At 62.2% G+C, this 22,282-nt stretch carries 24 protein-coding genes, 1 tRNA gene and 1 pseudogene; 17 read left to right on the top strand and 9 right to left on the bottom strand.

Features of this window, described 5'->3' with window-relative positions:
- The first annotated feature begins 272 nt into the window (after window positions 1-272).
- The gene (locus ABLE85_RS10440) at window positions 273-1,232 is read left to right on the top strand and encodes an alpha/beta hydrolase (RefSeq protein ID WP_348792655.1); all 960 of its coding nucleotides are present in this window, start codon (window positions 273-275) and stop codon (window positions 1,230-1,232) included.
- Window positions 1,233-1,255: 23 nt separating this feature from the next.
- On the opposite strand, the gene hisN is transcribed toward ABLE85_RS10440, so the two are convergent.
- The gene (hisN, locus tag ABLE85_RS10435; RefSeq protein ID WP_348792654.1) at window positions 1,256-2,029 is read right to left on the bottom strand and encodes a histidinol-phosphatase; all 774 of its coding nucleotides are present in this window, start codon (window positions 2,027-2,029) and stop codon (window positions 1,256-1,258) included.
- A gap of 233 nt (window positions 2,030-2,262) precedes the next feature.
- Window positions 2,263-3,204 (bottom strand): N-formylglutamate amidohydrolase, encoded by a 942-nt coding sequence (locus ABLE85_RS10430; protein ID WP_348792653.1) that lies wholly within the window; start codon window positions 3,202-3,204, stop codon window positions 2,263-2,265.
- Between the two features lie 163 nt (window positions 3,205-3,367).
- On the opposite strand from ABLE85_RS10430, the gene ABLE85_RS10425 reads away from it, so the two are divergent.
- Window positions 3,368-3,730: a response regulator gene (locus tag ABLE85_RS10425; protein ID WP_348792652.1), complete on the top strand. Its 363-nt coding sequence runs from the start codon at window positions 3,368-3,370 to the stop codon at window positions 3,728-3,730.
- Between the two features lie 105 nt (window positions 3,731-3,835).
- Window positions 3,836-3,910 (top strand) — tRNA-Val (locus ABLE85_RS10420).
- A gap of 425 nt (window positions 3,911-4,335) precedes the next feature.
- On the opposite strand, the gene ABLE85_RS10415 is transcribed toward ABLE85_RS10420, so the two are convergent.
- Entirely contained in the window at window positions 4,336-4,701 is a 366-nt protein-coding gene (locus ABLE85_RS10415) for a helix-turn-helix domain-containing protein (protein WP_348792651.1), read from the bottom strand.
- 745 nt (window positions 4,702-5,446) lie between these two features.
- Here ABLE85_RS10415 and ABLE85_RS10410 point away from each other — a divergent pair.
- On the top strand, window positions 5,447-6,511 hold the full coding sequence (locus ABLE85_RS10410) for a PAS domain S-box protein (RefSeq protein ID WP_348792650.1): 1,065 nt from the start codon (window positions 5,447-5,449) through the stop codon (window positions 6,509-6,511).
- 80 nt (window positions 6,512-6,591) lie between these two features.
- Here ABLE85_RS10410 and ABLE85_RS10405 read toward each other — a convergent pair whose 3' ends face one another.
- Window positions 6,592-7,107, bottom strand: coding sequence for a DUF2478 domain-containing protein (locus ABLE85_RS10405; protein ID WP_348792649.1), 516 nt, complete (start codon window positions 7,105-7,107; stop codon window positions 6,592-6,594).
- A 188-nt stretch (window positions 7,108-7,295) separates the two neighbouring features.
- Here ABLE85_RS10405 and ABLE85_RS10400 point away from each other — a divergent pair.
- From ABLE85_RS10400 to ABLE85_RS10375, 6 genes and pseudogenes are all read left to right on the top strand, one after another.
- A pseudogene (locus ABLE85_RS10400) lies at window positions 7,296-7,426 on the top strand (IS3 family transposase); the annotation flags it as partial.
- Between the two features lie 380 nt (window positions 7,427-7,806).
- Window positions 7,807-8,361, top strand: a complete 555-nt coding sequence (locus tag ABLE85_RS10395) for a hypothetical protein (protein ID WP_348792648.1) — start codon at window positions 7,807-7,809, stop codon at window positions 8,359-8,361.
- A gap of 315 nt (window positions 8,362-8,676) precedes the next feature.
- The gene (locus ABLE85_RS10390) at window positions 8,677-9,387 is read left to right on the top strand and encodes a hemerythrin domain-containing protein (protein WP_348792647.1); all 711 of its coding nucleotides are present in this window, start codon (window positions 8,677-8,679) and stop codon (window positions 9,385-9,387) included.
- A gap of 180 nt (window positions 9,388-9,567) precedes the next feature.
- Window positions 9,568-10,359, top strand: a complete 792-nt coding sequence (locus ABLE85_RS10385) for a glutathione S-transferase family protein (protein WP_348792646.1) — start codon at window positions 9,568-9,570, stop codon at window positions 10,357-10,359.
- A gap of 136 nt (window positions 10,360-10,495) precedes the next feature.
- The gene (locus tag ABLE85_RS10380) at window positions 10,496-10,744 is read left to right on the top strand and encodes a hypothetical protein (protein ID WP_348792645.1); all 249 of its coding nucleotides are present in this window, start codon (window positions 10,496-10,498) and stop codon (window positions 10,742-10,744) included.
- A 397-nt stretch (window positions 10,745-11,141) separates the two neighbouring features.
- The gene (locus ABLE85_RS10375; protein WP_348792644.1) at window positions 11,142-12,386 is read left to right on the top strand and encodes a DUF2778 domain-containing protein; all 1,245 of its coding nucleotides are present in this window, start codon (window positions 11,142-11,144) and stop codon (window positions 12,384-12,386) included.
- Window positions 12,387-12,442: 56 nt separating this feature from the next.
- Here ABLE85_RS10375 and ABLE85_RS10370 read toward each other — a convergent pair whose 3' ends face one another.
- Complete coding sequence (locus tag ABLE85_RS10370) at window positions 12,443-13,072, bottom strand: LysE family translocator (protein WP_348792643.1); 630 nt, start codon at window positions 13,070-13,072, stop codon at window positions 12,443-12,445.
- A gap of 145 nt (window positions 13,073-13,217) precedes the next feature.
- Here ABLE85_RS10370 and ABLE85_RS10365 point away from each other — a divergent pair, with 145 nt between their 5' ends.
- Window positions 13,218-13,847, top strand: coding sequence for a nucleoside deaminase (locus ABLE85_RS10365; protein WP_348792642.1), 630 nt, complete (start codon window positions 13,218-13,220; stop codon window positions 13,845-13,847).
- A gap of 77 nt (window positions 13,848-13,924) precedes the next feature.
- Here ABLE85_RS10365 and ABLE85_RS10360 read toward each other — a convergent pair whose 3' ends face one another.
- The gene (locus ABLE85_RS10360; protein WP_348792641.1) at window positions 13,925-15,070 is read right to left on the bottom strand and encodes a porin; all 1,146 of its coding nucleotides are present in this window, start codon (window positions 15,068-15,070) and stop codon (window positions 13,925-13,927) included.
- Between the two features lie 526 nt (window positions 15,071-15,596).
- Between ABLE85_RS10360 and ABLE85_RS10355 the strand changes: the two genes are divergently transcribed.
- From ABLE85_RS10355 to ABLE85_RS10335, 5 genes are read left to right on the top strand one after another with little or no spacing between them, the layout of a single operon-like run.
- Window positions 15,597-15,977, top strand: coding sequence for a GtrA family protein (locus tag ABLE85_RS10355; protein ID WP_348792640.1), 381 nt, complete (start codon window positions 15,597-15,599; stop codon window positions 15,975-15,977).
- Complete coding sequence (locus ABLE85_RS10350; protein ID WP_348792639.1) at window positions 15,974-16,954, top strand: glycosyltransferase family 2 protein; 981 nt, start codon at window positions 15,974-15,976, stop codon at window positions 16,952-16,954. Before ABLE85_RS10355 ends, ABLE85_RS10350 begins: the two co-directional genes overlap by 4 nt.
- Entirely contained in the window at window positions 16,935-17,675 is a 741-nt protein-coding gene (locus ABLE85_RS10345; RefSeq protein ID WP_348792897.1) for a ChbG/HpnK family deacetylase, read from the top strand. The genes ABLE85_RS10350 and ABLE85_RS10345 overlap by 20 nt, the downstream gene beginning before the upstream one ends.
- Window position 17,676: 1 nt before the next feature.
- Entirely contained in the window at window positions 17,677-19,083 is a 1,407-nt protein-coding gene (locus ABLE85_RS10340; protein ID WP_348792638.1) for a glycosyltransferase family 39 protein, read from the top strand.
- 24 nt (window positions 19,084-19,107) lie between these two features.
- Window positions 19,108-19,479: a hypothetical protein gene (locus tag ABLE85_RS10335; protein WP_348792637.1), complete on the top strand. Its 372-nt coding sequence runs from the start codon at window positions 19,108-19,110 to the stop codon at window positions 19,477-19,479.
- Window positions 19,480-19,529: 50 nt separating this feature from the next.
- Here the strand turns inward: ABLE85_RS10335 and ABLE85_RS10330 are convergent, their stop codons facing one another.
- On the bottom strand, window positions 19,530-20,102 hold the full coding sequence (locus tag ABLE85_RS10330) for an NADPH-dependent FMN reductase (protein ID WP_348792636.1): 573 nt from the start codon (window positions 20,100-20,102) through the stop codon (window positions 19,530-19,532).
- Window positions 20,103-20,366: 264 nt separating this feature from the next.
- On the opposite strand from ABLE85_RS10330, the gene ABLE85_RS10325 reads away from it, so the two are divergent.
- On the top strand, window positions 20,367-20,705 hold the full coding sequence (locus ABLE85_RS10325; protein ID WP_348792635.1) for a hypothetical protein: 339 nt from the start codon (window positions 20,367-20,369) through the stop codon (window positions 20,703-20,705).
- Between the two features lie 55 nt (window positions 20,706-20,760).
- On the opposite strand, the gene ABLE85_RS10320 is transcribed toward ABLE85_RS10325, so the two are convergent.
- Window positions 20,761-20,964, bottom strand: coding sequence for a hypothetical protein (locus ABLE85_RS10320; protein WP_348792634.1), 204 nt, complete (start codon window positions 20,962-20,964; stop codon window positions 20,761-20,763).
- A gap of 233 nt (window positions 20,965-21,197) precedes the next feature.
- Entirely contained in the window at window positions 21,198-22,265 is a 1,068-nt protein-coding gene (locus ABLE85_RS10315) for an ABC transporter ATP-binding protein (RefSeq protein WP_348792633.1), read from the bottom strand.
- Window positions 22,266-22,282 lie beyond the last annotated feature (17 nt).

Genomic DNA, 22,282 nt, shown 5'->3' with positions numbered 1-22,282 from the left:
TGAACCGGCTCTTTCGCCGCTGTTCAGCAGCTGTGTGCCATCATTCTCCACGATCGCGATTGCGGCGCCCGCCATGCGCCGCAGCGCGAACGAACCGGGTTGTCACGTCCCTTCCTCCCGGGTCGTTGAAGGTCGGAGGCAGTCGTTCCTGCTTCCGGCCTTTCTTTTTGCTCTCCTCGCGGCACGGTCGGAATTTCTTTGCTTTTCGGCGCTATGCTTCCTATCACCAAGGCACGACCCGGCCCTTCGGCGCGCCCAGAGCAAGCGAAGCGATGACGGATTTCTTGTACGACACTCCCGGAAACCCGAGGCCGGCAGGCGGTGTCTGCGGCTTTCTCTCGGCGCGCGACGGCAAGAAGCTGCGCTATGCCCATTTCAGTGCTACGGCACAACCGCCCAAGGGAACGGTCGTGCTGCTGACAGGCCGCAACGAGTTTATCGAGAAATATTTCGAGACCATCCGCGACCTTGCGCAGCGCGGTTTCGGCACCGCCATACTGGACTGGCGCGGCCAGGGCGGGTCCGACCGCCTCACCCGAAATCCGGCACGCGGCCACGTGCGCAGTTTCGACGACTACGAAAACGATTTGGAGCGGTTCTTCACCGAGATCGTGCTGCCCGACTGCCGCGGCCCCTACTACATTCTCGCTCATTCGACGGGCGCGCTGGTCTCGCTGCTGGCAGCGCCGATGCTTTCCAACCGCATTCGCCGCATGGTGCTTGTCGCCCCCTTCCTGGGGCTCCACAAATCGCCACTGTCGATGGCGGCGACGGGAAGACTGACGACGCTTCTCTGTTCTGCCGGCCTGGGACGCTTCCGCGTTCCCGGCGCAAGGGACACGCGCAGGCCCGAGCCTTTCGCCATCAACGTGCTCAGCAGCGACCCGGAACGCTACCGGCGCAATGCGCTCATCTACGAGACCTATCCGCAACTTGCGGTGGGCGCGCCGACGGTGGCCTGGATCCACGCCGCCTACGAGGCGATGAGGACGGTCCACGATCCCGAATTCATGGCGCGGATCCGCATCCCCACCCTGCTCGTCGCTGCCGGCGCCGACAGGGTCGTCTCAAGCCGCGCCGTCGAGAACTACGCCAGACGGCTGCGCGTCGGCTCGCTGCTGACCATCGACGGCGCACGCCATGAGATCCTGCAGGAGGCCGACCTCTATCGCGAGCAGTTCCTCGCGGCCTTCGACGCCTTCGTTCCCGGCAGCGACGCGCTGGTTCCCTAGAGCCAGCGCGAGATGCGGTCGGACTAGCCGCGCAAGAACTCCATCGCCGCCGCATGCAGCTCCGGCGTTGCCGCTGCCAGGATGTCGCCGCCCTTCTCGGCCGGGCCGCCTGTGAAGGTGGTGACCACGCCGCCCGCCTTCTCGATGATGGGGATCAGCGCCACGATGTCGTAGGGCTGCAGCCCGGGATCGATGGCGATGTCGGCATTGCCGGCGGCAACCATGGCGAAGGCGTAGCAGTCGGTACCATAGCGGGCGAGCCGCACCTGCTGCTCCAGCCGGTCGTAGAGCGCGCGCTGGCTGCCCTTGAACAGCGCCGGCGTGGTGGTGAACATCGTCGCCTCGGCCAGCGAGGTGGTCTTGCGGGTGGCAAGCTTCCGGCTGCCGCCCGGTCCCTCATAGTAGGCGCCGCTGGCGTCGGCGTAGAACAGTTCGCCGGTGAAGGGCTGCGACATCATGCCGGCCACCGCATCGCCGTCCACCGTCAGGCCCACCAGCGTGCCCCAGACCGGCAGGCCGGAGATGTAGGCACGGGTGCCGTCGATCGGGTCGATCACCCACACATGGCTGCTGGTGGCGTTTTCGGTGCCGTGCTCCTCGCCAAGAATACCGTGCTGCGGATATTCCGCATTGATCAGCGCGCGGATGGCGCGCTCGGCCTCACGGTCGGCCTCCGTCACCGGATCGAACCCGCCCGCCTCCTTGTTGGCGACGGCGTTCTGCTGACGGAACCGCGGCAGCGTTTCGGCGGCTGCCGCTTCGGCGATGCGCCGCATGAACTCGACCGTGACTGGCAATGGCTTCTCCCGTTTCCCTGCGTGAACATGACTCGCATGCGCGGCCGCGCATTGCCACATCGCCACGACTTAAAAAAGCGTGAATGTCCTTGACTTTTGTGCAGTGCACAATAATCTTATGGGCAGACAGCTTTGCCTGTCTATGCCCTCTTTGGGCGTTTCCTCCCTAGACTCCGCCGCGTTGTGCAAGCAGCGCGGCTTTTTTTGACGTCGGCTTTTGATGCCGTCGCGGCCTATTCCGCGGCCGCAGGCAGGTCGCCGATGTCGCGGTCCGGGATCGCCATCAGGTCGGCGCAGAACCGCGTCAGGTCGTCGGCCAGTGCGTCGAAGCCGGCCGACCTCTGGAATGTCCGCTCGTTCATGTAGAGGCCGCGATTGATCTCTATCTGCAGCGCATGCAGGTTGCGTGCCGGCCGCCCGTAATGCTCGGTGATGAAGCCGCCAGCATAAGGCTTGTTGTGGGCGACGGTGTAACCCATGGAAATCAGCAAGCCGATCGCGGCTTCCGTCAGCGCCGGCGAGGCCGAGGCGCCGAAGCGGTCGCCGATGATGAAATCCGGGCGCATGCCAGTCTCGCCCACGCGGATGCTGGCCGGCATGGAGTGGCAATCGATCAGCACCGCATAGCCGAAGCGCGCATGGGTGTGCGTCAGCAGTCGCTTCAGCGCATCGTGATAGGGCTTGTAGACCGTCTCGATCCGGGTCAGCGCCTCGGCAATCGGCAGGCGCCCCGGATAGATGTTGAGCCCCTCGCCCACCAGCTTCGGCACCGTGCCGAGCCCGCCGGCCACGCGCGCCGAGCGGATGTTGGCGAATGACGGCACCGGCTCGACGAACATGCGCGGGTCGAGTTCCCACGGCTCGCGGTTGACGTCCAGATAGGCCCGCGGAAAATTCGCCGCCAGCAGCGGCGCGCCGAGCGCGACCACGCCACCGAACAGCTCGTCGACATAGCAATCTTCCGAGCGGCGGATCGATTCGCGATCGAGCCGCGCCATCGCCAGGAAGCGTTCGGGATAGTGTCGCCCGCTGTGCGGCGAGTTGAAGACGAAGGGGACGCGTTGCTCCGCGCTCGTCCGGGCCTCGAACGGCGCCACCCCGGAAAAGTCCTCAGCCGCCGTCATGATGTGCATCCAAGCTGCGAAGCCCGCTCTCTCATGCCATGAAAGTGCCACCGGGCTGGCGTCATGTCTAGCGCTTCGGCGCGGCGGCATGGTGTCGCCGGCCGGGTCGGCCGCGAAGGGTATTCACTGGATGTTTACCCTCCGCGCCTCATATAGGGCATGGTTAACGGGGCCGCTGCGAACGGCTCCGACGAAGTGATTCGGACAGGATACGATGGCACGCATTCTTCTGGCGGAAGACGACGACGATATGCGTCGGTTTCTGGTAAAGGCGCTCGAGCGCGCCGGCTACGACGTGAGCGATTTCGACAACGGCGCCAGCGCCTATGAGCGCCTGCGCGAGGAGCCCTTCTCGCTGCTTCTCACCGACATCGTGATGCCGGAGATGGACGGCATCGAGCTCGCCCGCCGCGCCACCGAACTCGACCCCGACCTCAAGGTGATGTTCATCACCGGATTCGCCGCGGTGGCGCTCAATCCTGATTCGAAGGCCCCCCGCGACGCCAAAGTGCTGTCCAAGCCGTTCCATCTGCGCGACCTCGTCAACGAGGTCGAGAAGATGTTGCACGCCGCTTAGGCGGAATTCCGGGCTTCGGGAAAGGTCGTTGCAAAAAGACGCATCTTTTCCCGATCCGGCTATTGACGGCCCAGACCAAAAGTGGTCTATGCCGCTCCGTCGGATGGGCGTGTAGCTCAGCGGGAGAGCACTACGTTGACATCGTAGGGGTCACAGGTTCAATCCCTGTCACGCCCACCATCCAATCCCCTGTTTTCGTTGAAAAAGCCGCTTCGGCGGATTTTTTCGTTTCTGTCTACTGACACGCAACTGACACGCAAAGCACCTTCGGCAGCAGCTGACATTCAAAGCATCTTCGGCACAGGCAACGGCACGCACAGATCAGCGAAATAGGCATCTATAGCTTCCCTTCCCTTCGAAGGTAGTCCGAGGAAAACTCGGCATATACCTCGCCCGGCGTTCGGCGCCCTAGAAGTCCTGACACTTCCCATGCGGGCACCCCTCGCTTTCGAAGCTCAACCGCCATCGTGTGCCGAAGGCTGTAAGGCGTAATGTCGTCGGCAGGCTCTTCCCATGTGCTTCCCAATACCGACAGAAGACCGTTGCCAACGGCATGTCAGCCGGTGCGTTATCCTTGAACGTTGCCTGCTTGGTGACGAATTCGGCTAGGCGGACTTTGGCTTCTTGAAGGTCTTCTGTGCCAAGAGATACGCGCTTTGTTTGTCGGGTATTGGCGTCATACCAAGCGGCTTTCCAAACAGGGGAGCTTTGGTGCCGGGTGAGGTAGTAGGCTCCGATTTGAAAACGGTCTTCGGACATGGCGTAGAACTCTTACTATCGACGTAGGCCTGAAGGTCCGCGGTGCTGTAGCGGGCACGGCTCCCGATCATGGTGAAGCCAATGTTGCCGCGTTTGCGCTCGCGCCGGAGGGTGTAGATAGACGTGTCGAGCCAGACAGCAGCATACTGCTCAGTCAGCAAGTCCGACTTCAGCGTCGAAGCCATTTTGAGAGCTTTAACGAACTTCATCATGGCATCACGCTGCCGCCATCGTGCCTGCTTCGGCCTGCTTGATGGTCTTTAGAAGTGCGAGGAGTTCCCCGTTCATGGTGCGGCAGTTGGCTTCGGCGCGGGCCTTCTGCCACTCCTTCACAGCACGCGGAACGCGAACCTCAGGTCATCGACTGTCATAGGAGGCTCCTTTTGGTAATTAATTACCCTCAAAGGGTCGTTGTGAATGCATCTTCCAATCAACCCCTTGGTTCAAGAAGAATTGCATGGCAATGCAGGGCTGGCGGCAAGACGCGCCCGGAACGAAAAAGGGCTTCGACGCCAATGCCAGCGGCGCAGGCAGCGCGCCCCTACCAGCAAGGGGCAAAGCGGATACCCACCGCGCAAGAGCTTGGCATTCCGGGGACTGTCGTCGCCAAACAGTGAACGCCGAAAGCTGCCCTGCGTTGACGGGACGGTCAACGCAGCTGGCAGTCCATGCTGGGGTGGTTGATCCCGACACGGAGGCCCGATGCCGGATCGATGCATCGCCGCAGGGGCAGTTATAGGCTCTAATAAGTGGAGGTTAGCAGAAGTTAGAAGCGATTGGCTCGGCAATCATCCGGTGGCCGATAGCTGCTCAGCGTCTCTGGGCTTCCCGCAATCAGCTCTTTTGGACTGCTCGGCCGAAATGGCCGTTTGCACATGGCGCGTCCATCTATGTATGATCCACCGACAGGCGGCATTTTGGTAATCTTGGGCTACTTCCGAATTGCAGGGGGGCGCAGTGATTAAAGGGGCGAAGCGGCTGACGAGGGGCAAGAACACGTCCCACCCGAGCTCGCGTCCCGAGGCACAACTGGATCGCGCCACTCGCAACCTTGCCGCAATCGTCGAAAACTCTAACGACGCGATCCTGACCCAAGACCTTGAAGGGACCATCACCAGCTGGAACGCGGGCGCTCAGCAACTCTTCGGTTACGCCGCAGATGAGGCCATCGGCAAATCCGTGACCATGCTAATGTCCGCAGCGCAGCATGACGGAGAACTGAGCATGCTGGCCCGCATCCGAGGAGGAGAGCGTGTCAACCACTACGAAACCATCCGACGGCGCAAGGATGGCACCCTCATCCATGTCTCCCTGACCGTCTCGCCAGTGAAGGGCGCCAACGGCGAAATCGTCGGAGCCTCAAGGATCGTCCGCGACATCACGGAGCGGGTGAAGGCTCAAGAGCAGCAGCGGCTGCTGCTTCGCGAGATGGAGCATCGCATCAAGAATGTCTTCGCACTCGCCAGCAGCTTTGTCGGCTTGTCCGCTCATCGCGCCGCAACCCCCGCCCAACTCGCCGAGATGGTAAGGGAACGACTGGGGGCTCTCGCCCGCGCCCATGCACTTTCAGTTCCGAGCATGGACGAGATGTATGGGGCCGTGGGTCAGCGCACGACCTTGCTCATGCTGGTCCGCACCATCCTTTCGCCCTGCTTGGAGAGGGCTGATAATGCCAGGGTGAGCGTGGCCGGGCACGACCTAGCTCTCTCTTCGCATGCTGTGACGCCTCTCGCGTTGGTCGTGAACGAACTGATGACGAACGCAACCAAACACGGCGCTCTCCACGAGCCGTCGGGCCGCGTGGTTGTTGAAAGCGCCGAGCAGGACGGGCACATCGTCCTGGTCTGGACGGAGCGCGGCGGCAACACCATTGATGCCCCGCCGGAGCATTTTGGCTTCGGAACCCGCCTCTGCCAGATCACCGTGGAGAAGCAACTCGGTGGCAGGATAGAGTGGGACTGGAGACAGGAGGGATTGACCGTCACGCTGACATTTGATCCGGCACGTCTAGCGTCGAAGTGACGGCCTACAAATCTGCAGGCCGATGTAGGCCCATGTCGCAGCGATATGGGGTCGTATGACAGGCCACATGTTGAGCCAGGCTAGTTCCCGCGCTGAGCGTGCCACCAAGATTGGATAGCCAGCTCATTGGCAGGCAAAAACACCGCATCCGGCGCAAAGTCGTGCCAAGCCTCGCGATGTTTGTCCGACACGGTGGTCAGCACCGGCTTTCCGGCGGCAATCGCAGCCTCGAACGCCATCGCCAACCCACGCTGTTGGGCCTCAAGCTTGCCGAACTTGCTGAGGATGACAATGTCGCAGGACAAGAGTTGGTCGAGCACCGTCGCACAGGCGGCTTCGACACCCGTGGCATCCAGGTGGCATGACGTATTGCTAGGCGCGACCTCCAGATAGATCGAATACGGTTTGCCAGAGACGATGTCGCGCAAAACGCCTGCACTGCACGTGCGGTCGGGCAGACCGTGCGCCTCCCCGATCACACCGATGACCTCAACCTCTGCGGCACGCCAATCGGCTGCCATTGTCGCAAACAACGCTTGGATTGCTGTGCCATCAGTCCCCACTACGGTGGCAATGTTGCCTGTTACCAGCGGCATCGTGATCACCCTTACTAAGTCGAACTTGTCACGGTGGTAACTCCGACTGGGCCTGCGGGGTTCCAGCCTCTGGCGACAACTGCGATGACCGTCGAGGCTCGGTCAGGATATGCCGAACGAGAGCCCTGCCGGTGCGGCTCTCTTCAGACGCTTTCTGCAGATCAACGAATTCACGCGGGAATGCATCGCAGCACTACAATACCGTGCGGCCGCACTCTCCTTGAGCTATAGGCCCCCGGCACCAGAGGCGACGGTTTGGCCTCGTCAGGATGGCTCGACTTCGACGCCGACTGTAGCGGGAAAGCCGAGCATCCACTAACTTCAAACCCGGATCACCCCACGGGGGCAGACCAGTTTGACATATTTAGATGTTTGATCCCGGGTTTTGATGGGCATCATTGTCGTCCGACTCAAAGGATGCCAAGCGCATCAGGACCGAGCGGCAACGCCGGCGGCGCGTGCAAAACGAGGACTGAACGGTTAGGCATCGCCAGACGCGCTGGCGTGGGGCAAGAGCATCGGCCCGCAAGTTCGAGATTTCGTGAGGCCGAATTGATGGAACCTTCCTGTTGGCGATGCGTTTGCCCGGGAAGGTCCGATAGGGGCCCAGCACCCACGATCATCGCCTAGAGGACGCTCCTTCTTCCCACGATCATCGCAGGCCTAGAGCTCCACGGACAATTTTCCATGGAGAAGTCAATGAGAAGCTATCTCTCAACACTTGCATGTTCGGGGTTGCTGGGCATTGGAGCACTCTACGGCTCAGCCGCGTTTGCAGGAAGCATTCCCGGCTCCGTTCCCGACATCGCCCCGGCGGTCAACGCGGCCGGCGAGGCCTTCAGCACCCAACCGACGGACAACGGCGTCTATGACCTGAGCTGTGCCATAGCAGACCGCTGCGACGGACTGCAGCCGAGTGTGCTCATCCGCCGGCAGAATGATGATGACGGTATCCAGTTGATCCACGGCGGCGGTGGCGGCGGCGGTCATGGCGGCGGCGGTGGCGGCGGTCATGGCTTCGGCGGCGGCGGCTTTGGCGGCGGCATGGGCGGCTTTGGCGGCGGCGGCATGGGCGGCTTTGGTGGCTTCCATGGCATGGGCGGCTTCCATGGCATGGGCGGCTTCCACGAAGGCTTCCGCGGTCGTCGTTTCTTCAACGGTGGCGGCGACGGGTTCTGGTACGGCATCGGCGTGCCGTATGGGTACTACTGCGATCCCTATTACGGCTGCTACCCGGGCCCGGGATACTATTGACCGCTTCGAATGGCGTCCGCAGCGCCTGCGCGCGTGCGCGTAGACTGAAAGTCCTCAGTCACGCACGGTCCTCGGACCGCGAGAGGAGGGTTGCGCCTCCAGGAATCTCCCGCCGACGTGCGCCGGTGGGGTTTTTGGCTCTTTGTCTGCCCCGTAATGGCATTTCGCCATCTCCTCGGGCCATGCGCACGATCGCGTGCGTGTCGATAGCAAACTTTTAGGAAGTGAACGGGCCGCTTAGCAAGCTTTTAGGAAGAGATGTGCGCGCGGTCGCCATAGATGCTGCCCCATCGCTAGAAACAAAGGGAGCATTTCATGACCCATGCACATCATCTCAGCGAGATCATCGATCTCAACGGCCGTTATGATATTTACGGTGCCATTCACAAGGGCCTTCGCAAAGCACAATGCGAACTTCTTGTCCGGCTGGGCAACACCGATTTCGGCGAGGCCCGCGCGACGGGTGACCTCCTGTTGGATCTGCGCGCGCTGCTGGCGCTCGCCGCCGACCACGTCATGCACGAGGACACCCACATCCACAGTGCACTGCGCGCTCGCGGCACCGTCTCGACCGACCGCCTCGACGACCAGCATGACGACCATCGTGCGACGTTCGCCCAACTCGAGGCGCTCGCGGCGGCCATCGATGCAGCCGGGCCGCACGAACGCTCCGCCCTCGGGCGCCGCCTTTATCTCGCCTTCGCCTCCTATATAGCCCACGATCTGGAGCACATGCATGAGGAGGAAACCGTCGCGGCTCCACAGCTGTGGTCATTGTTTTCCGACGCTGAGCTGATGGCGATCGAGAACCGCATCGTCGGCTCGCTTGCTCCGGAAAAGGCGATGGCCTTCATGCGGCTTATGATCCCGGCCATCCAGCCGGCTGAGCGTGCCGCCATGCTCGGCGGCATGAAGCAGCAGGCGCCGCGCGAGGCCTTCGACGCTGTCATCGAATTCGCCGCCAGGCCGAACCTGTCGGCGGAGGAGTATGCCGATCTTGCGCGCCGGCTCGACCTCGTGGCCTGACCCCGCCAGGCATGTCGATCCGCAACGGAGCCCACGATGCCAGCGCTGGTTTCAGCCCGGCATCATGGGCCCTGTGCGGCCGGCCAGAAGCGTGCACCGTGACCTGACGAGCCCTCGATTTCTGCTATGGTTCGATTGCTGGTGAAGCGATCGTCCATTCAGTTCTGTCAGGGAGAAAGCATGCGGAGCGAAACCGTCGTTTATCACATTCCGGTCTGCCCCTTTTCGCAGCGGCTGGAGATTCTTCTGGAACTGAAGGGAAAGCGCGACGCCGTTCGCTTCTCGGTGGTTGACATCACGCGACCACGCGACCCGGCGCTTCTTGAACTGTCGCGCGGATCCACCGCGTTGCCGATCATGCGGACGCCGCAAGGCGTGCTCAAGGAAAGCCTTGTCATCCTGCGCTATCTCGACGAACTCCTCTCGGAAATGCCGGTGGCGCGGGCGGATCCTTACGAGCGGGCGGTCGAATCGATGCTGATCGCCATGGAAGGCGACTTCACGGGGGCCGGATACCGCTTCGTCATGAACCAGGATCTTGATCGACGCGCCGCCTGCCGCGAAGCCATAGTCGCGCAGTATCGTAGGCTGAACGACTTCCTCGAATGGCAGAATCCGGCCGGAACCTATCTGTTCGACCGCTTCGGCCTGGCCGAAACCGTTTTTGCGCCGCTTTTAATGCGCTTCTGGTTTCTCGACTACTATGAGGATTTCGACCTCGCCGATCTCGGCTTCGAAAGGGCACGCCGCTGGCGCGATGCCTGCCTGTCCCATCCGGCAGCCCAGCAGGTCTGTAAGGAAGAGATCGTCAAGCTCTACTATGACTATGCCAAGGGCGCAGGCAATGGAGCGCTGCTTCCAGGCCGCACGGTTTCCAGCTTCGCCTTCGAGCCGCGCTGGCAGGATCGGCCCTGGCCGCCGCGCGAAAAATACGGCTCGGCTGCCACGGATGCGGAACTCGGTTTAGCCTGATACCGATTTGTGAGTGGCTAGGAGCGCAAATTGGATAGCCAAGGCTACCCTTTGGAATGGATCGCGCGCTCGTTCGGCAGCGCGGAACCGTCGCCGAATGCCGCGGTTCTACTCTCCGGACCCGGAGCATTCCGCCATGACCAAGAAGCCCGAATGTTACACAGGGGCGCGCAAGCCGCAGCCGGCTACCGGCCCCGACCCCAGCGACGACTTTTCCCAGGAGGCCGCCGAGAACCGCAAGCCGCCGCTAGGAATGGGGCTGGCGCAAAGGGTGAGCCCCGGTGACAAGCGCGCGGCGAAAAAAGATCGGGAGCGCGAAAAGCAGGCCAAACCAACTCGCGACACCAGGGAAACGCCTTCGCCCGATCCGGACGAAAAGCACTGATCTTGCGAGGCCTTCCCTCGGCCGACAAACGACTGAATGATTGCCCAAAAGCAGTATGCAAGGCGTCACCGCTGTGCTTTCTCAGTGCCGCCCACGCCCTTGATTTGGCACCGCCGGTAGCGCAGCTTGGGGTGCGCCGTGATATGTTCGGGCGCTGAAAGCAAAATTTAACCATAATTGTTCATCTTTTCTCCGTTGCTGGTTCAAGATGGGGACAGCCCGGGTGTCTCGCAGCTGCGGTCTCACCGACCTGAGGCGCTTTGCGGGATTCCTGGTTTGGTACGCGTAAGTGAGTAAGATCGTTCCTACACAGTCTTTGCGCCGCTTGGGGCGCCCGCTGCTGATAACCTGCTTTGGCACTGCGTTTGCTGGCGCCACGGCTTGGTCCGTGGTGGGCATGCTCGCGGTGAGCAGCCCTTTGACGCTCGGCTCGGGCCAATTCTTGCCCAAGCCGCAGTTCTATCCGCTCAAGAAGATGCAGGCGCAGCTGTCGAATGGGCAAGCCCGGACCGACGAGGCGCCGAGGCTGACCGCCGCGACGGAGCCCTTCGTGACGGCGAGCATCCCTGTCGACCGCGGCAAATCCGCCCGCCTTCCTCATGTTGCGGCAGCCGATGGCGCAAGCGACAATTCAGCGCGGTTCGACGCCGTCGTGAAGCAAGCCGGACTGACGCCCGAGAAGCTCGCAAGCCTGTTCGACCGCTCCAAGTCGGCCAAGCAAGGCCGCCGACTGGCCGCAAAGGTCGTGGCACCTGCGCCGGAGCGGTTCGCATCGTTGCCTGCAATCTCCGGCAATCAAACCCAAACCATGCTGGCCTATGCCGATTCCGCGCCGGGTGGCGCGGCCGGTGCGGCGTTGTCAGCCTTGCTGACGGCACCGTTGGACGAAGACCTTGCCGCGTCGCAGGATCCGGACCTGGACTTGGGCGATGAAGCCGCGGGCTTGCCAGTCTACGAAGATACGCCGCCCGACGGCCCCCTTCCGCAGCTTCGTCCGCTCCGCGATTCGGCCCTTATGTCGGGCGCGGTGAAGCCCGGCGGCCAGCAGACTGAAGACCAGGCGGCGCCAAAGGCCAACGAACCGAGGAAGGCTGACGAGGGCGAAACGCGAAAGCCGCAGCAACTCGCCTATGCCCGGCCGGACTATCCGGCGGACAGGTCGACTGGCGGCGGTCTTGGCCAGAGGTTGCGCAATCTTTTCGGAGGAGGCACCAAGCCGGGCAACGGCGTGGCCGTTTACGATATCAGCGCCGCAAAGGTGTATATGCCCGACGGCAGCGTGCTCGAGGCGCACTCCGGGGTCGGCAAGATGGCCGACGATCCAAAATACGTGCACGTCAAGATGAACGGGCCGACGCCGCCGCACACCTATAACCTGAAGATGCGTGAATCACGCTTCCATGGCGTCGAGGCGATCCGCATGCTGCCTGCCGACGGCAAGAACAAATACGGCCGCGACGGCTTCCTCACCCACAGCTACCTGCTGCGCGGCAGACAGGCGCAATCGCATGGCTGCGTCGCGTTCAAGGACTATGATCGCTTCCTCACCGCCTTCAAGCAGGGCAAGGTCAAGCAGATCATCGTGGTGCCAAACGGCGGACAGGAAGCCATACGCGTTGCCTCAAACGGCAAGAGCGCCTGAGGCCCTACCCCGCAGTAGGCCTCGGCTGACGTGGGCGAGCGCTTCGTTCGAGGGCGCTATCGCGCGGTCGTCCACGCAAACCACAGGGCGACCAAGCCCAGGAGCGCCGAGAGGAACCGGCGAGCGATCTGCTCTCGACGCGGATCGTTCAGCACGGGCTCAAGCGTGCCGGCGATGAGCACGATGAGGAGATGCACAAAGGTCGCGGCGCCGACATAGATACCCGTAAGGGCCATGGCCTGGGCCGTGGGCGGCGCATCCAGATCCATGAAGGTGGGCAAGACCGCGACATAAAAGATACCTGCCTTGGGGTTGAGCAGATTGGTAATCAGGCCGCGCAGGAAATACTTGCCTCCATTCGTGCTGCCGACAACGGCACCCTCGTCCCCTGACCGCCACCCCTCCCAGGCCAGATAGAGCAGGAACAGAACCCCGGACCAACGAAGCACGTTGTAGAGCAGGTGCGACGCCTGGATGAGTTCCGCCACCCCGAAGGCTGCGACGACACCGATTATGGCCAAGCCAAGCGCCACCCCGGCGACTGTGGCAAATCCGGCTCTCCGCCCGTTACTCGCCGACACCAGGGCGAGATAGGTCATGTTCGGCCCCGGCGTCACCTCGATCAGAAACGACGTCAGCAGGAAAGACGCGGCCGTGGAAGCGGAAATGGATGAGCTGTCGAGCATGAGCCGTCAGTAGCCCGTTTTGAGTGAGGCAGGAAGTCCTCCCTCCGCTTCCGCTCTTCCCGACACGACGCGCTCTATTAAGCAAAACGAAATATACCCTCCGTAGTCTCGACGAAATTCTACAACTGAAGTTCCAGAGGGAAACATGAGTTCTTCAAAAACAAACGAGACGGCGTTGGACGCGCTTTTTTCGTCGGCCAGCGTGTTGCCGCGCCGGGATTTCCTGGCTGCGGGTGCCGCGATTTTCACCGCCGCGGTTGCCGGAACAGATGCGGCATCTGCCAAGGCGCAAACGACTGTAACCGATGAGGATCGTCAGCATATGAGCCAGGCGATTCAGCTCATGCGGCAGGCTGGCGTGATCGACAAGACGGGCGGCCCGTTCGGTGCGGTCGTGGTGCGGGACGGCGAAGTGCTCGCGGCGTCCGGCAACAGCGTCTTGCGCGACAATGATCCCTCCGCGCACGCTGAAGTGAACGCCATGAGGATGGCTTGCAAGAAGATCGGAGCCCCCAACTTGAAGGGCGCAACGCTGTTCACAAGCTGCGAACCTTGCCCCATGTGCTACGCGACGGCCTATTGGGCGCGAATCGAGAAGATCTATTACGCGGCCGCATGGAGCGACTACGCCGACCTGTTCGACGACTCCAATATCAGCGCCGATATGAAGAAGTCTTATGCGAAACGCACGGTGCCGGTGGAAGGAATAATGCGACCCGAAGCCCAGAAGGTCTGGCTGGAATATCGGAATATGCCGGAGAAGACCCGCTACTGACGACCAACGCCTTTGAATCCCAAACGAAAAAACCCGGCGGTCGCCCGCCGGGTTTTTCGTACCAACCGTTCAGTCGATCAGAACGAGCGCTGGAAGCGCAGGAAACCGCCCCAGTTGGACTCGCGATGACGATCGCCAGCCTCGTCCTCAAAGCGCTGGGAATTCCAAGCCAATTCCGGGGTAACCGTGAAGCCCGGGACGACATCGTAAGCGACGTTGGCAACCACCGCCGTTTGCCGAGCGATCGTATCGCCGTCTTCCGTGCGAATCTTGTCGCTTCCGCGGGCATAGGAGGCCTGCAGGTTGAACGAGAGCTTTTCGTTCAACTTGTAGGTGCCGCCACCCCAGACAGCCCACTTGCCGTTCCAGGTCTTGTAGAAGCTGTGGGAGATGTTTTTCTCGCTGCCGTAGCCGACCATCGCAAAGAGCGAGATCTGGTCGGTGGCCTCGACGTCGAGGCGAACCTTGCCGGCCCACTCCTTGAAGACTGCGTCGTAGCCGACAACACCCGAAACACCGCCCCAGCCCTGGGTGAAGCCAGCGCCTGCGACCACGTGCGGAGCATAGCTGTCGAGCGTGTAGATGTCGTTGCCTTCTTCAACAGCGACGGCAGCCGAGAAGCCGTTGCCGCCTGTGAAGGTGTAGGAGATCTGGTGCGTGTCGAACGGACCGTAGGCGATCAGGTCGTCCTCGATCACGTTGCCAGCGTAGCCGGTGAACGTAGAGAACATCGAATCGGTCTTGCCGACGCGGAAGCCACCGAGCTCGATGTAGGCGTGTTCGATGCCGAAGTCGGCGGCGGTGTCGGTGAAGCGAGTGCCCTCGTCCTCGTCTTCGTTAACGACCGTGTCCCAGTCGTAGTTGATGTGCATGTAGCCGCGCAGGGTGCCGAGCTCGGTTTCCGAACGGGCATCGAGCTCCAGGGCAGCGCGGGCGCGCTTGTAGTAGGTGTCGTGGGTCTTGTCGAAGTCGCGCTTGTCGGTGACGTCGATCAGGCCGCCATAGCCGCCCTTGCCGACGCCGATGTCGTAACGGAGGTAGCCACCGACCTTGAGGCAGGTCTCAGTGCCCGGAACGTAGTAGAAGCCAGCGCCATACACGTCGCAGATGCGGACGTATTCCATCGGCTCGGGCTCAGCGACGACGACAGCGTCGGCCGCGCGAGCGCCGGAGACAGCGGCGAGAGCCGCGACGGAGCCGAGGAGAAGGCTCTTGATGTTCATTTTCTGACCTCCAGTAACAGTTCAAAAAAAGCGGGTCTGGTGCTGTTCGCTGAAGGACAGCGTTTCCCTGCCCCATCCCCAATTTCGAGAAGGCGCCGTTACCGACGCCGTTCACAGGGACGGACATTACCGACGACGCTCCAGCGCTCAACCCTTACTGCCACCTATTCGTCGCCAGCGTCTGGCCGAGGCCGGGCCGATGTGGCAGAAACGCCACAATTTCGCATGCCCTGGAAAGGTCTTGTTAACAATCAGCTCTCCCGATCGGCGAAAATGGCAGCCGATCTGGACGGAATCTGTCACGAATCCGATTCGTCATGATGCGGCGCATGATGATGCAGCGCACCCGAGCACGGGCATGCCGCCCCCTCCGAGCGGCACCGCTACGCGTCGGACAGCTTTGATAGCGCCCAATTAGCGCCCGAAAAGTGGGCTCAATTGGCTTCAAAGTCGCGCCTGGTAACTATTGTTGCAACGCGGGCGGCAGCTGGTATTGCAAGCCTCTCGAACCAAGTTACGTTGGATTATGCTGAAACGTTTTTCTCTCTTTGCCAGCGGTTCCACCATCGGCGCAGCGATCGACTATGTCGTGACGCTGACCGCAACCGGTTGGCTGGGTCTGGATCCGGCTTATGCGCTGGGGCTGGCGATGATCATCAGCGCTTCGGTTGTGTTCCTGTTCCATGTCCGTATCACCTTCGATGGCGCCAACAGCAATCTCCTCCGGCGATACGCCCTTTTCATGGGCTGGAGCGGCTTGGTCTTTATGCTGCGTGCTTTTCTGCTAAAGGCGATCCTGTACACGGGTCTGCCCCTGGCTCTGGCGCTGCTTATTGCGATCGGGCTGGCCTCGATCATCAATTTCGCCATTTCGTCGGCAGTGATTTTCGCTAGAAATCCGTCATGACCGCAAAAACCCTCTGCATCATCATTCCCGTCTATAACGAGGCCGAGGGCTTGCCGGATCTTCTCGCCCGGCTGAACGCGATTGCGGGCCGGATCTCCGCGGAATTTGCCCTCGAGGTCGGCTACATCTTCATCGACGACGGCAGCAGCGACGACAGCTTCGCCCTTCTGAAGGCCCATGACTTCGGCCCACGGCCGGTCCGGCTCCTGCAGTTTTCGCGCAACTTCGGCAAGGAAGCGGCGCTGTCGGCAGGGATAGACGCCGCCGAATACGCCGATGCCGCGGTCCTGATGGACGCGGACCTCCAGCACCCCCCGGAAATGATCGTCGATTTCGTGCGCATCTGGCTGACCGAAGGTGCGGACAGCGTCTATGCCTACAAGGCCAGCCGCCGCACATCCGAAGGGCTGCTGAAGGCTGCCTTTGCGCGCATGTTCTTTTGGGCTATCAATCGCGACCTTCGTTACGAGATCCCACCGGGAGCCGGCGATTTTCGTCTGATCAACCATCGCTTCATGACAGCTCTGCGCAGCCTGCCGGAGAGCGATCGGTTCATGAAGGGGCTCTATGGCTGGGTCGGCTTTCGCCAAAGGGGCTTGCCTCTCGATCCGCCTCCGCGCACCCGCGGCAAGAGCAGCTTCAATCCACTGCGCTTGGTATCAATGACGCTCGACGCATTCACGAGCTTCACCACGACGCCGCTGCGCCTGATGGCTCTGGCAGGCATCGCCATCGCCATGGTCAGCATGGTCTACGGCATCTATGTCGTGCTCCAGCACTTCTTCTTCCCCTCGGTTCCGACCGGCATTGCGTCGATCCTCGCGCTGATCGCCTTCTTCGGCGGGATCCAGATGATATTCCTGGGCCTGTTGGGCGAGTATGTCGGCAAATCCGTATTGGAGGCCAAGAAGCGCCCCCCCTACATCCTGGCCGAAGACATCAGCCGCAAGGGGGAGCCTGTTGCGGATCGCAGATGATTTCGGGCTGGGGCGCAGGCACGACGAGGTCATCCTTTCGCTGATGGCGGCCGGGCGGCTCGAAGGCACTTCGGTGATGGTCAACGATGCGATCGAGCCCGGCGATGTCGAGCGACTTCGGGCATTGCGGAACGCAGGCACGCAGGTCGGACTGCATCTGAACCTCACGCAGGAATTCCCGGGGCGCGGCCAGATCTGGTCGCTGGCAACGTTGATGAGACCGATAGCGGGCGTGCCGGATGGCATTGCCGCTGCGCTCGATGGGCAGGTGCAGGAATTCGTCGCGCTGTTCGGCAGCCTGCCCGACTATTATGACGGCCACCAGCATTGCCATTGCCTCCCGGCAGTAGCGCCGCTGGTCACGCGCTTGCCCTACGGACCGCAGACCTGGGTGCGCGTGCCGCTACCCAGCACCTGGGGAGGACGATGGCGGAATCTTCGGGCCGGCGGCGCCAAGGTATTGGCCATCATGGCGTTCGCTGCTCGAGCGCGGGCGATATTCGCCCAGGCAGGCCTTCGCATGAATGGCGACTTTTCAGGTTTTCTCCGTCTCGACGACCCGGCCAAGGTTCGGCTGTGGCTTCCGCGCCTGCTGTCGGAGGCGGGACGGGATTGCCTGATGATGCTGCATCCGGGCGATGCCGACGATTCCATGCAATGCGCCGGCCATGCGCCCGAAAGCCGTGCCGTCGAAGCCGACATCCTGATGAAAGCGCAATAACATGACCAAGAGCCGTGCCATCCTCTGGGGCCTGATCCTGCTGCTTGTCGTGCGACTTCTGGCGATGATCTGGGTGCCGCTGACGGACCCGACCGAAGCCCGTTATGCCGAAATCGCCCGCAAGATGGTTGAAACCGGAAACTGGATCACGCCGCAGTTCGATTATGGCGTGCCGTTCTGGGCGAAACCGCCGTTGCATACTTGGCTTTCGGCTTCTGGTATCGCGGCCTTCGGTGCAACGCCGTTTGCGGCGCGACTGGGAATCTTGCTTTCGGCGATCGCCACGCTGGTGATCCTGTGGCGGTGGGCATGTACGGTGACCGACCGCCGGACAGCAGCGGCAGCGACATTGGTTGCCGCCAGTTCCGGCCTGTTTTTCGTCGCCGCGGCCTTCGTCCAGACCGACATGGTGCTGACGCTTGGCGTCACGGCCTGCATGGCCGGCTTTTACGGCGGCCTGCAGGGCAACCGCCGCTGGGGCTGGTTGTTCTTCCTGGGCCTTGCCATCGGGCTTTTGGCCAAGGGGCCGGTGGCGACGGTTCTGTCGCTGATGCCGATCACCGTCTGGATGATATGGCGCGGCGGGTGGAAAGATCTTGGCCGCCTGCCGTGGATTGGCGGCGTTGCATTGGTCGCTGTTTTGGTCCTGCCCTGGTATATGGCGGCAGAAATCGAAACGCCGGGTTTCCTGCACTATTTCATCATCGGAGAGCACATCCAGCGCTTCCTGCAGCCCGGCTGGTCGGGCGATCTCTACGGCGCCGGGCGCGCGCATCCCAAGGGCACGATCTGGCTGTTCTGGATAGCCGCCACCCTGCCCTGGAGCCCGCTGCTGCCTGTCCTGATCTGGCGGCTGCGAAAGCAGGGCATGCCGGACGGCGGCGGACTTCATCTGTATCTGCTTCTGTTCGCGCTGGCGCCGCTGGCGTTGTTCACTCCGGCGGCAAACGTTCTGCTGGCCTATGTGCTGCCCGGCTTGCCGGCGGCAGCCCTTCTCGGCGTCATCTTGTGGGTCCGGACCGGCTCGACGGGAGCGGGCTGGTTGAAGCTGGGCGTGGCGGAAGTCCTGGTAGCCTCCATAGGCATCGTCGTTGTGTCAATGTTGGGCCTGGACCGTTCGGCGCTGCCTTCCGAAGCTCGCCTGATTGGGACGTTCCCGGACTCGGGTCGCCTGGCCATCCTGGACTCGCGCAGCTTTTCGGCCGAGTTCTATACGCAAGGCAAGATCGCGCGGATGAAGACACCCGCGGCGCTGGCCGAATGGCTTTCCCCCGGCGATGGGGTGCTGGTGCTCAAGCGCGACTACGATGCGTTCGTCGCGCAATTCGGGGAAGCAGTGAAACCCATCGCCGAGAACCGGAAGTACCTGCTGTTCATCCCCATACCGGCGCCGCAGGGGTCCAACTGACAAGGTCCGGAACGGCTAGCCGCAATGGCGATTGTCGCCAAGCTCACTGATGTCGAGGCGCTGGCGTCGGTAAGCGCCAATGTGAAATGCGCCCCCAAAGCTTGTCGGCGCATTCCAACGCAGATGCGCGCTTGCCGTCGCTCGCCGCGTGAATGGCGGCAATCGGGCCGCCCCTGCGAATTGCGGATTGGTGGGGGCTGTCTCCAGCTCCGTGATCAAGCCGTGGTGCATGAGAAGTTCGCCGGCCCGATGGTGCAGGCCGGTTACCTCATTCGCTATCTTCGGGCCGCTGGCCAATCTGCATTTGTGGCGGGTACCGAACGCTGGTACTTTCCGCACACTCTGCCGCAGGAATACGGCTTCAGCTCCTGGGCGAGAACGCGATGGGATCGCTGATCAACAGCGTCATCGTTGCGATCCTCACCGTTGCCGTTTCGCTGTCGCCGTCACCTCACCTTCGGCACGGCGGTGTAGACCCGCGTGATGAAGGCCTCGAATTCGGCCATGTAATTGCGCAGAAACTCTTCGGTGGTCGGGTCCGTCACCTCGCCGTCGTCGGTGATAAGGCCCGGCTTGAACTGGATATAGGCTTCCGGTGCGTTCATCTGGGGCGAGTTGCAGAAGCTGAGCACGCTGCGCAGGCTCTGCTGCGCCACGGCGGTTCCGATTGCGCCCGGCGAAGTGCCGATGACGGCCGAAGGCTTGCGCGTGAAGGAGTTGGTTCCATAGGGCCTGCTGGCCCAGTCGATCGCGTTTTTTAGGCCGCCAGGGATCGAGCGGTTGTATTCCGGCGTCACGAATAGCACCGCATCCACGGCCGCGAGCGCCGCCTTGAGCGCCCGCGCCGCCGGCGGAAAGTCGGCGTCGTAGTCATAGCTGTAGAGCGGCAGGTCGCGGAAGGATATTTCTTCCATGTGCAGCCCTTGGGGTGCAAGTCGCACCAGCGCCTTGGCCAGCTTACGGTTGATGGATTCCGTTGCGAGGCTACCGATAAAGTAGCCGACCTTGTGTGTGGTCATGAAACACTCTCCGTAACGCCGACGATCAACGATCACGGCCGGTGTGCCCCCTGAAGAATATCTTGGGCGCGAAACGCGTTTGTCATCTTGCCAATTTGGCCATGACGCACCGCAAAACACGGCTCGCTTCTTGCGCGCAGCCCTGATTGTTCTGCGGCGTTGCCAGATCAACAGCTTTCGCCAGTGACCAGCCCGCTGGCATATTTCAAATCGCCTTGGCCACTGCTACACAGCGAGGCCCAATTTCGGGCCGGATACAGACAGATGACTTTCAGATTGCATATCGTCGCGGCCGGCGCTCTTGTCGCCTGCCTCACCACTTTTTCCGCCCATGCCGAAGATCTGGTTTTCACGCTCACCAACGGCACCAGTTCGGTTCTGACCCAGTTCTACACCTCGCCGACCGGCGTGAACGATTGGGAAGCCGACGTCCTGGGCCAGGACGTCCTCAATCCGGGCGAAAGCGCCCAGGTCACGATTGCTGACGGCCGCACCGTCTGCAACTACGACATGCGCTTCGAGTTCACCGAGGATTCCGAGCTCGACACGACGACGGACACCCAGGACCTATGCGAACTCGGATCCTACACGATCCACGAATAATCGCCTCTGCCCTTGCCTCTTGCGGGCATGGGCCCTTCCGCCGGCTGCCGCTTCTTCAGGCGGCGTCGGCTTGCTGGCCTGGTTGGCGCCGATGCATCTTGTTGAGCATCTCGCAGGCAGCTGCAGCCTCGATCTCGCTGAGCCCGATAAGCACGTTGACGCCGCCGAAGACGGCGGGGGTTTCCGTAACACGATCCCACACCGTCCACAGATCCGACGGGTCGAGGACCATCTCGAAACGATCCGGGCAGGCTGTCATGACTGGTGGCTCGCAAAGGCAGTTGAAACCTGCCTGCCATCTAGCGCAATGGCCGCTAAGCATCGCCCAAGGATTTCGATCAAATTCGAGCTTTCGGCCGGAAATCCGGCGTCACACCCGGCGCAAGGGACAAATCCCCGCTCCAGTCGCCCAGCCCATTGCTGAGCGCCATTGATTGACTGCACCTATTGCGGCGATCAGCAAAAAGGCAGGCCTGAGCCTGCCTTTTTGTTTCAATGAAGGACCAGCAGGTCGCTTGACGAGAAGCTGATCTCCGCCTGCTCGCCGACGACTGGCGGCGGGCTCGCCGGGCTGTTGAACGTGTCGAGCGAGACGGCATGCTTGCCAAGCCCCACACGCACGCGAATGACGGAGCCCAGGAAGCTGACGTCGGAAATCTGCCCGCCCAGGCTGGTGTCGCGCCCATCCTGCTTGCCCAGCACGATCGCCTCCGGCCGCAGCGCCAGCGACAGCACGTCACCGGCCTTGGCGCCGTTGAGCGCGCCCTTCTTCAGCGAGACGTCGCGGTCGTTGATCCTGACGGTGGCCGTCGCCGGGTCGATGACCGTACCGTCGAGGACGTTGAGCGTGCCGACGAAATTGGCGACGAACTTGGTCGCCGGGCGGTTGTAGATCTCGAACGGCGTGCCGACCTGCTCGGCCTTGCCGTCATACATGACCACGATGCGGTCCGACATGGACAGCGCCTCTTCCTGGTCGTGGGTCACGAAGATGGTGGTGATGTCGAGCTTCTTCTGGATCGCGCGGATTTCTTCGCGCAGCGAGATGCGCACCTTGGCGTCGAGCGCCGACAGCGGCTCGTCGAGCAGCAAGAGCTTGGGCTTGGGCGCGAGTGCACGAGCCAGCGCCACGCGCTGCTGCTGACCGCCGGAAAGCTGGTATGGATAGCGGCTGCCGTATTCGGCCAGCTTGATGATGCCGAGCATCTCCTCCACGCGCCGGTCGATCTCGGCCTTCGGTGCGCCGGCGACCTTGAGCCCGAAGGCGATATTCTGCGCCACCGTCAGGTTGGGAAACAGCGCATAGGCCTGGAACACCATGCCGATGTTGCGCTGGTTGGGCTTCAGCTGGGTGACGTCCTTGCCGCCGATCATGATGCGGCCTGCGGTCGGCTCCTCGAAACCGGCCACCGTGCGCAGCATCGTCGTCTTGCCGCAGCCCGAGGGGCCGAGGAACGAGACGAACTCGCCGCGCGCCACGTCGAGGTTGAAATCCTTGACCACGGTGGTCTGGCCGAACGACTTGCGAACCCCCTGGATGCTGAGAAATGTTTCGGACATCGCGTCGTTTCTTTCGT

It is taken from the genome of Mesorhizobium sp. KR1-2 (assembly GCF_040045035.1).
Taxonomy (GTDB): domain Bacteria; phylum Pseudomonadota; class Alphaproteobacteria; order Rhizobiales; family Rhizobiaceae; genus Pseudaminobacter.
Note: the sequence above shows the minus strand (reverse complement) of the source record. Positions and strands in the feature narration are given on the sequence as shown.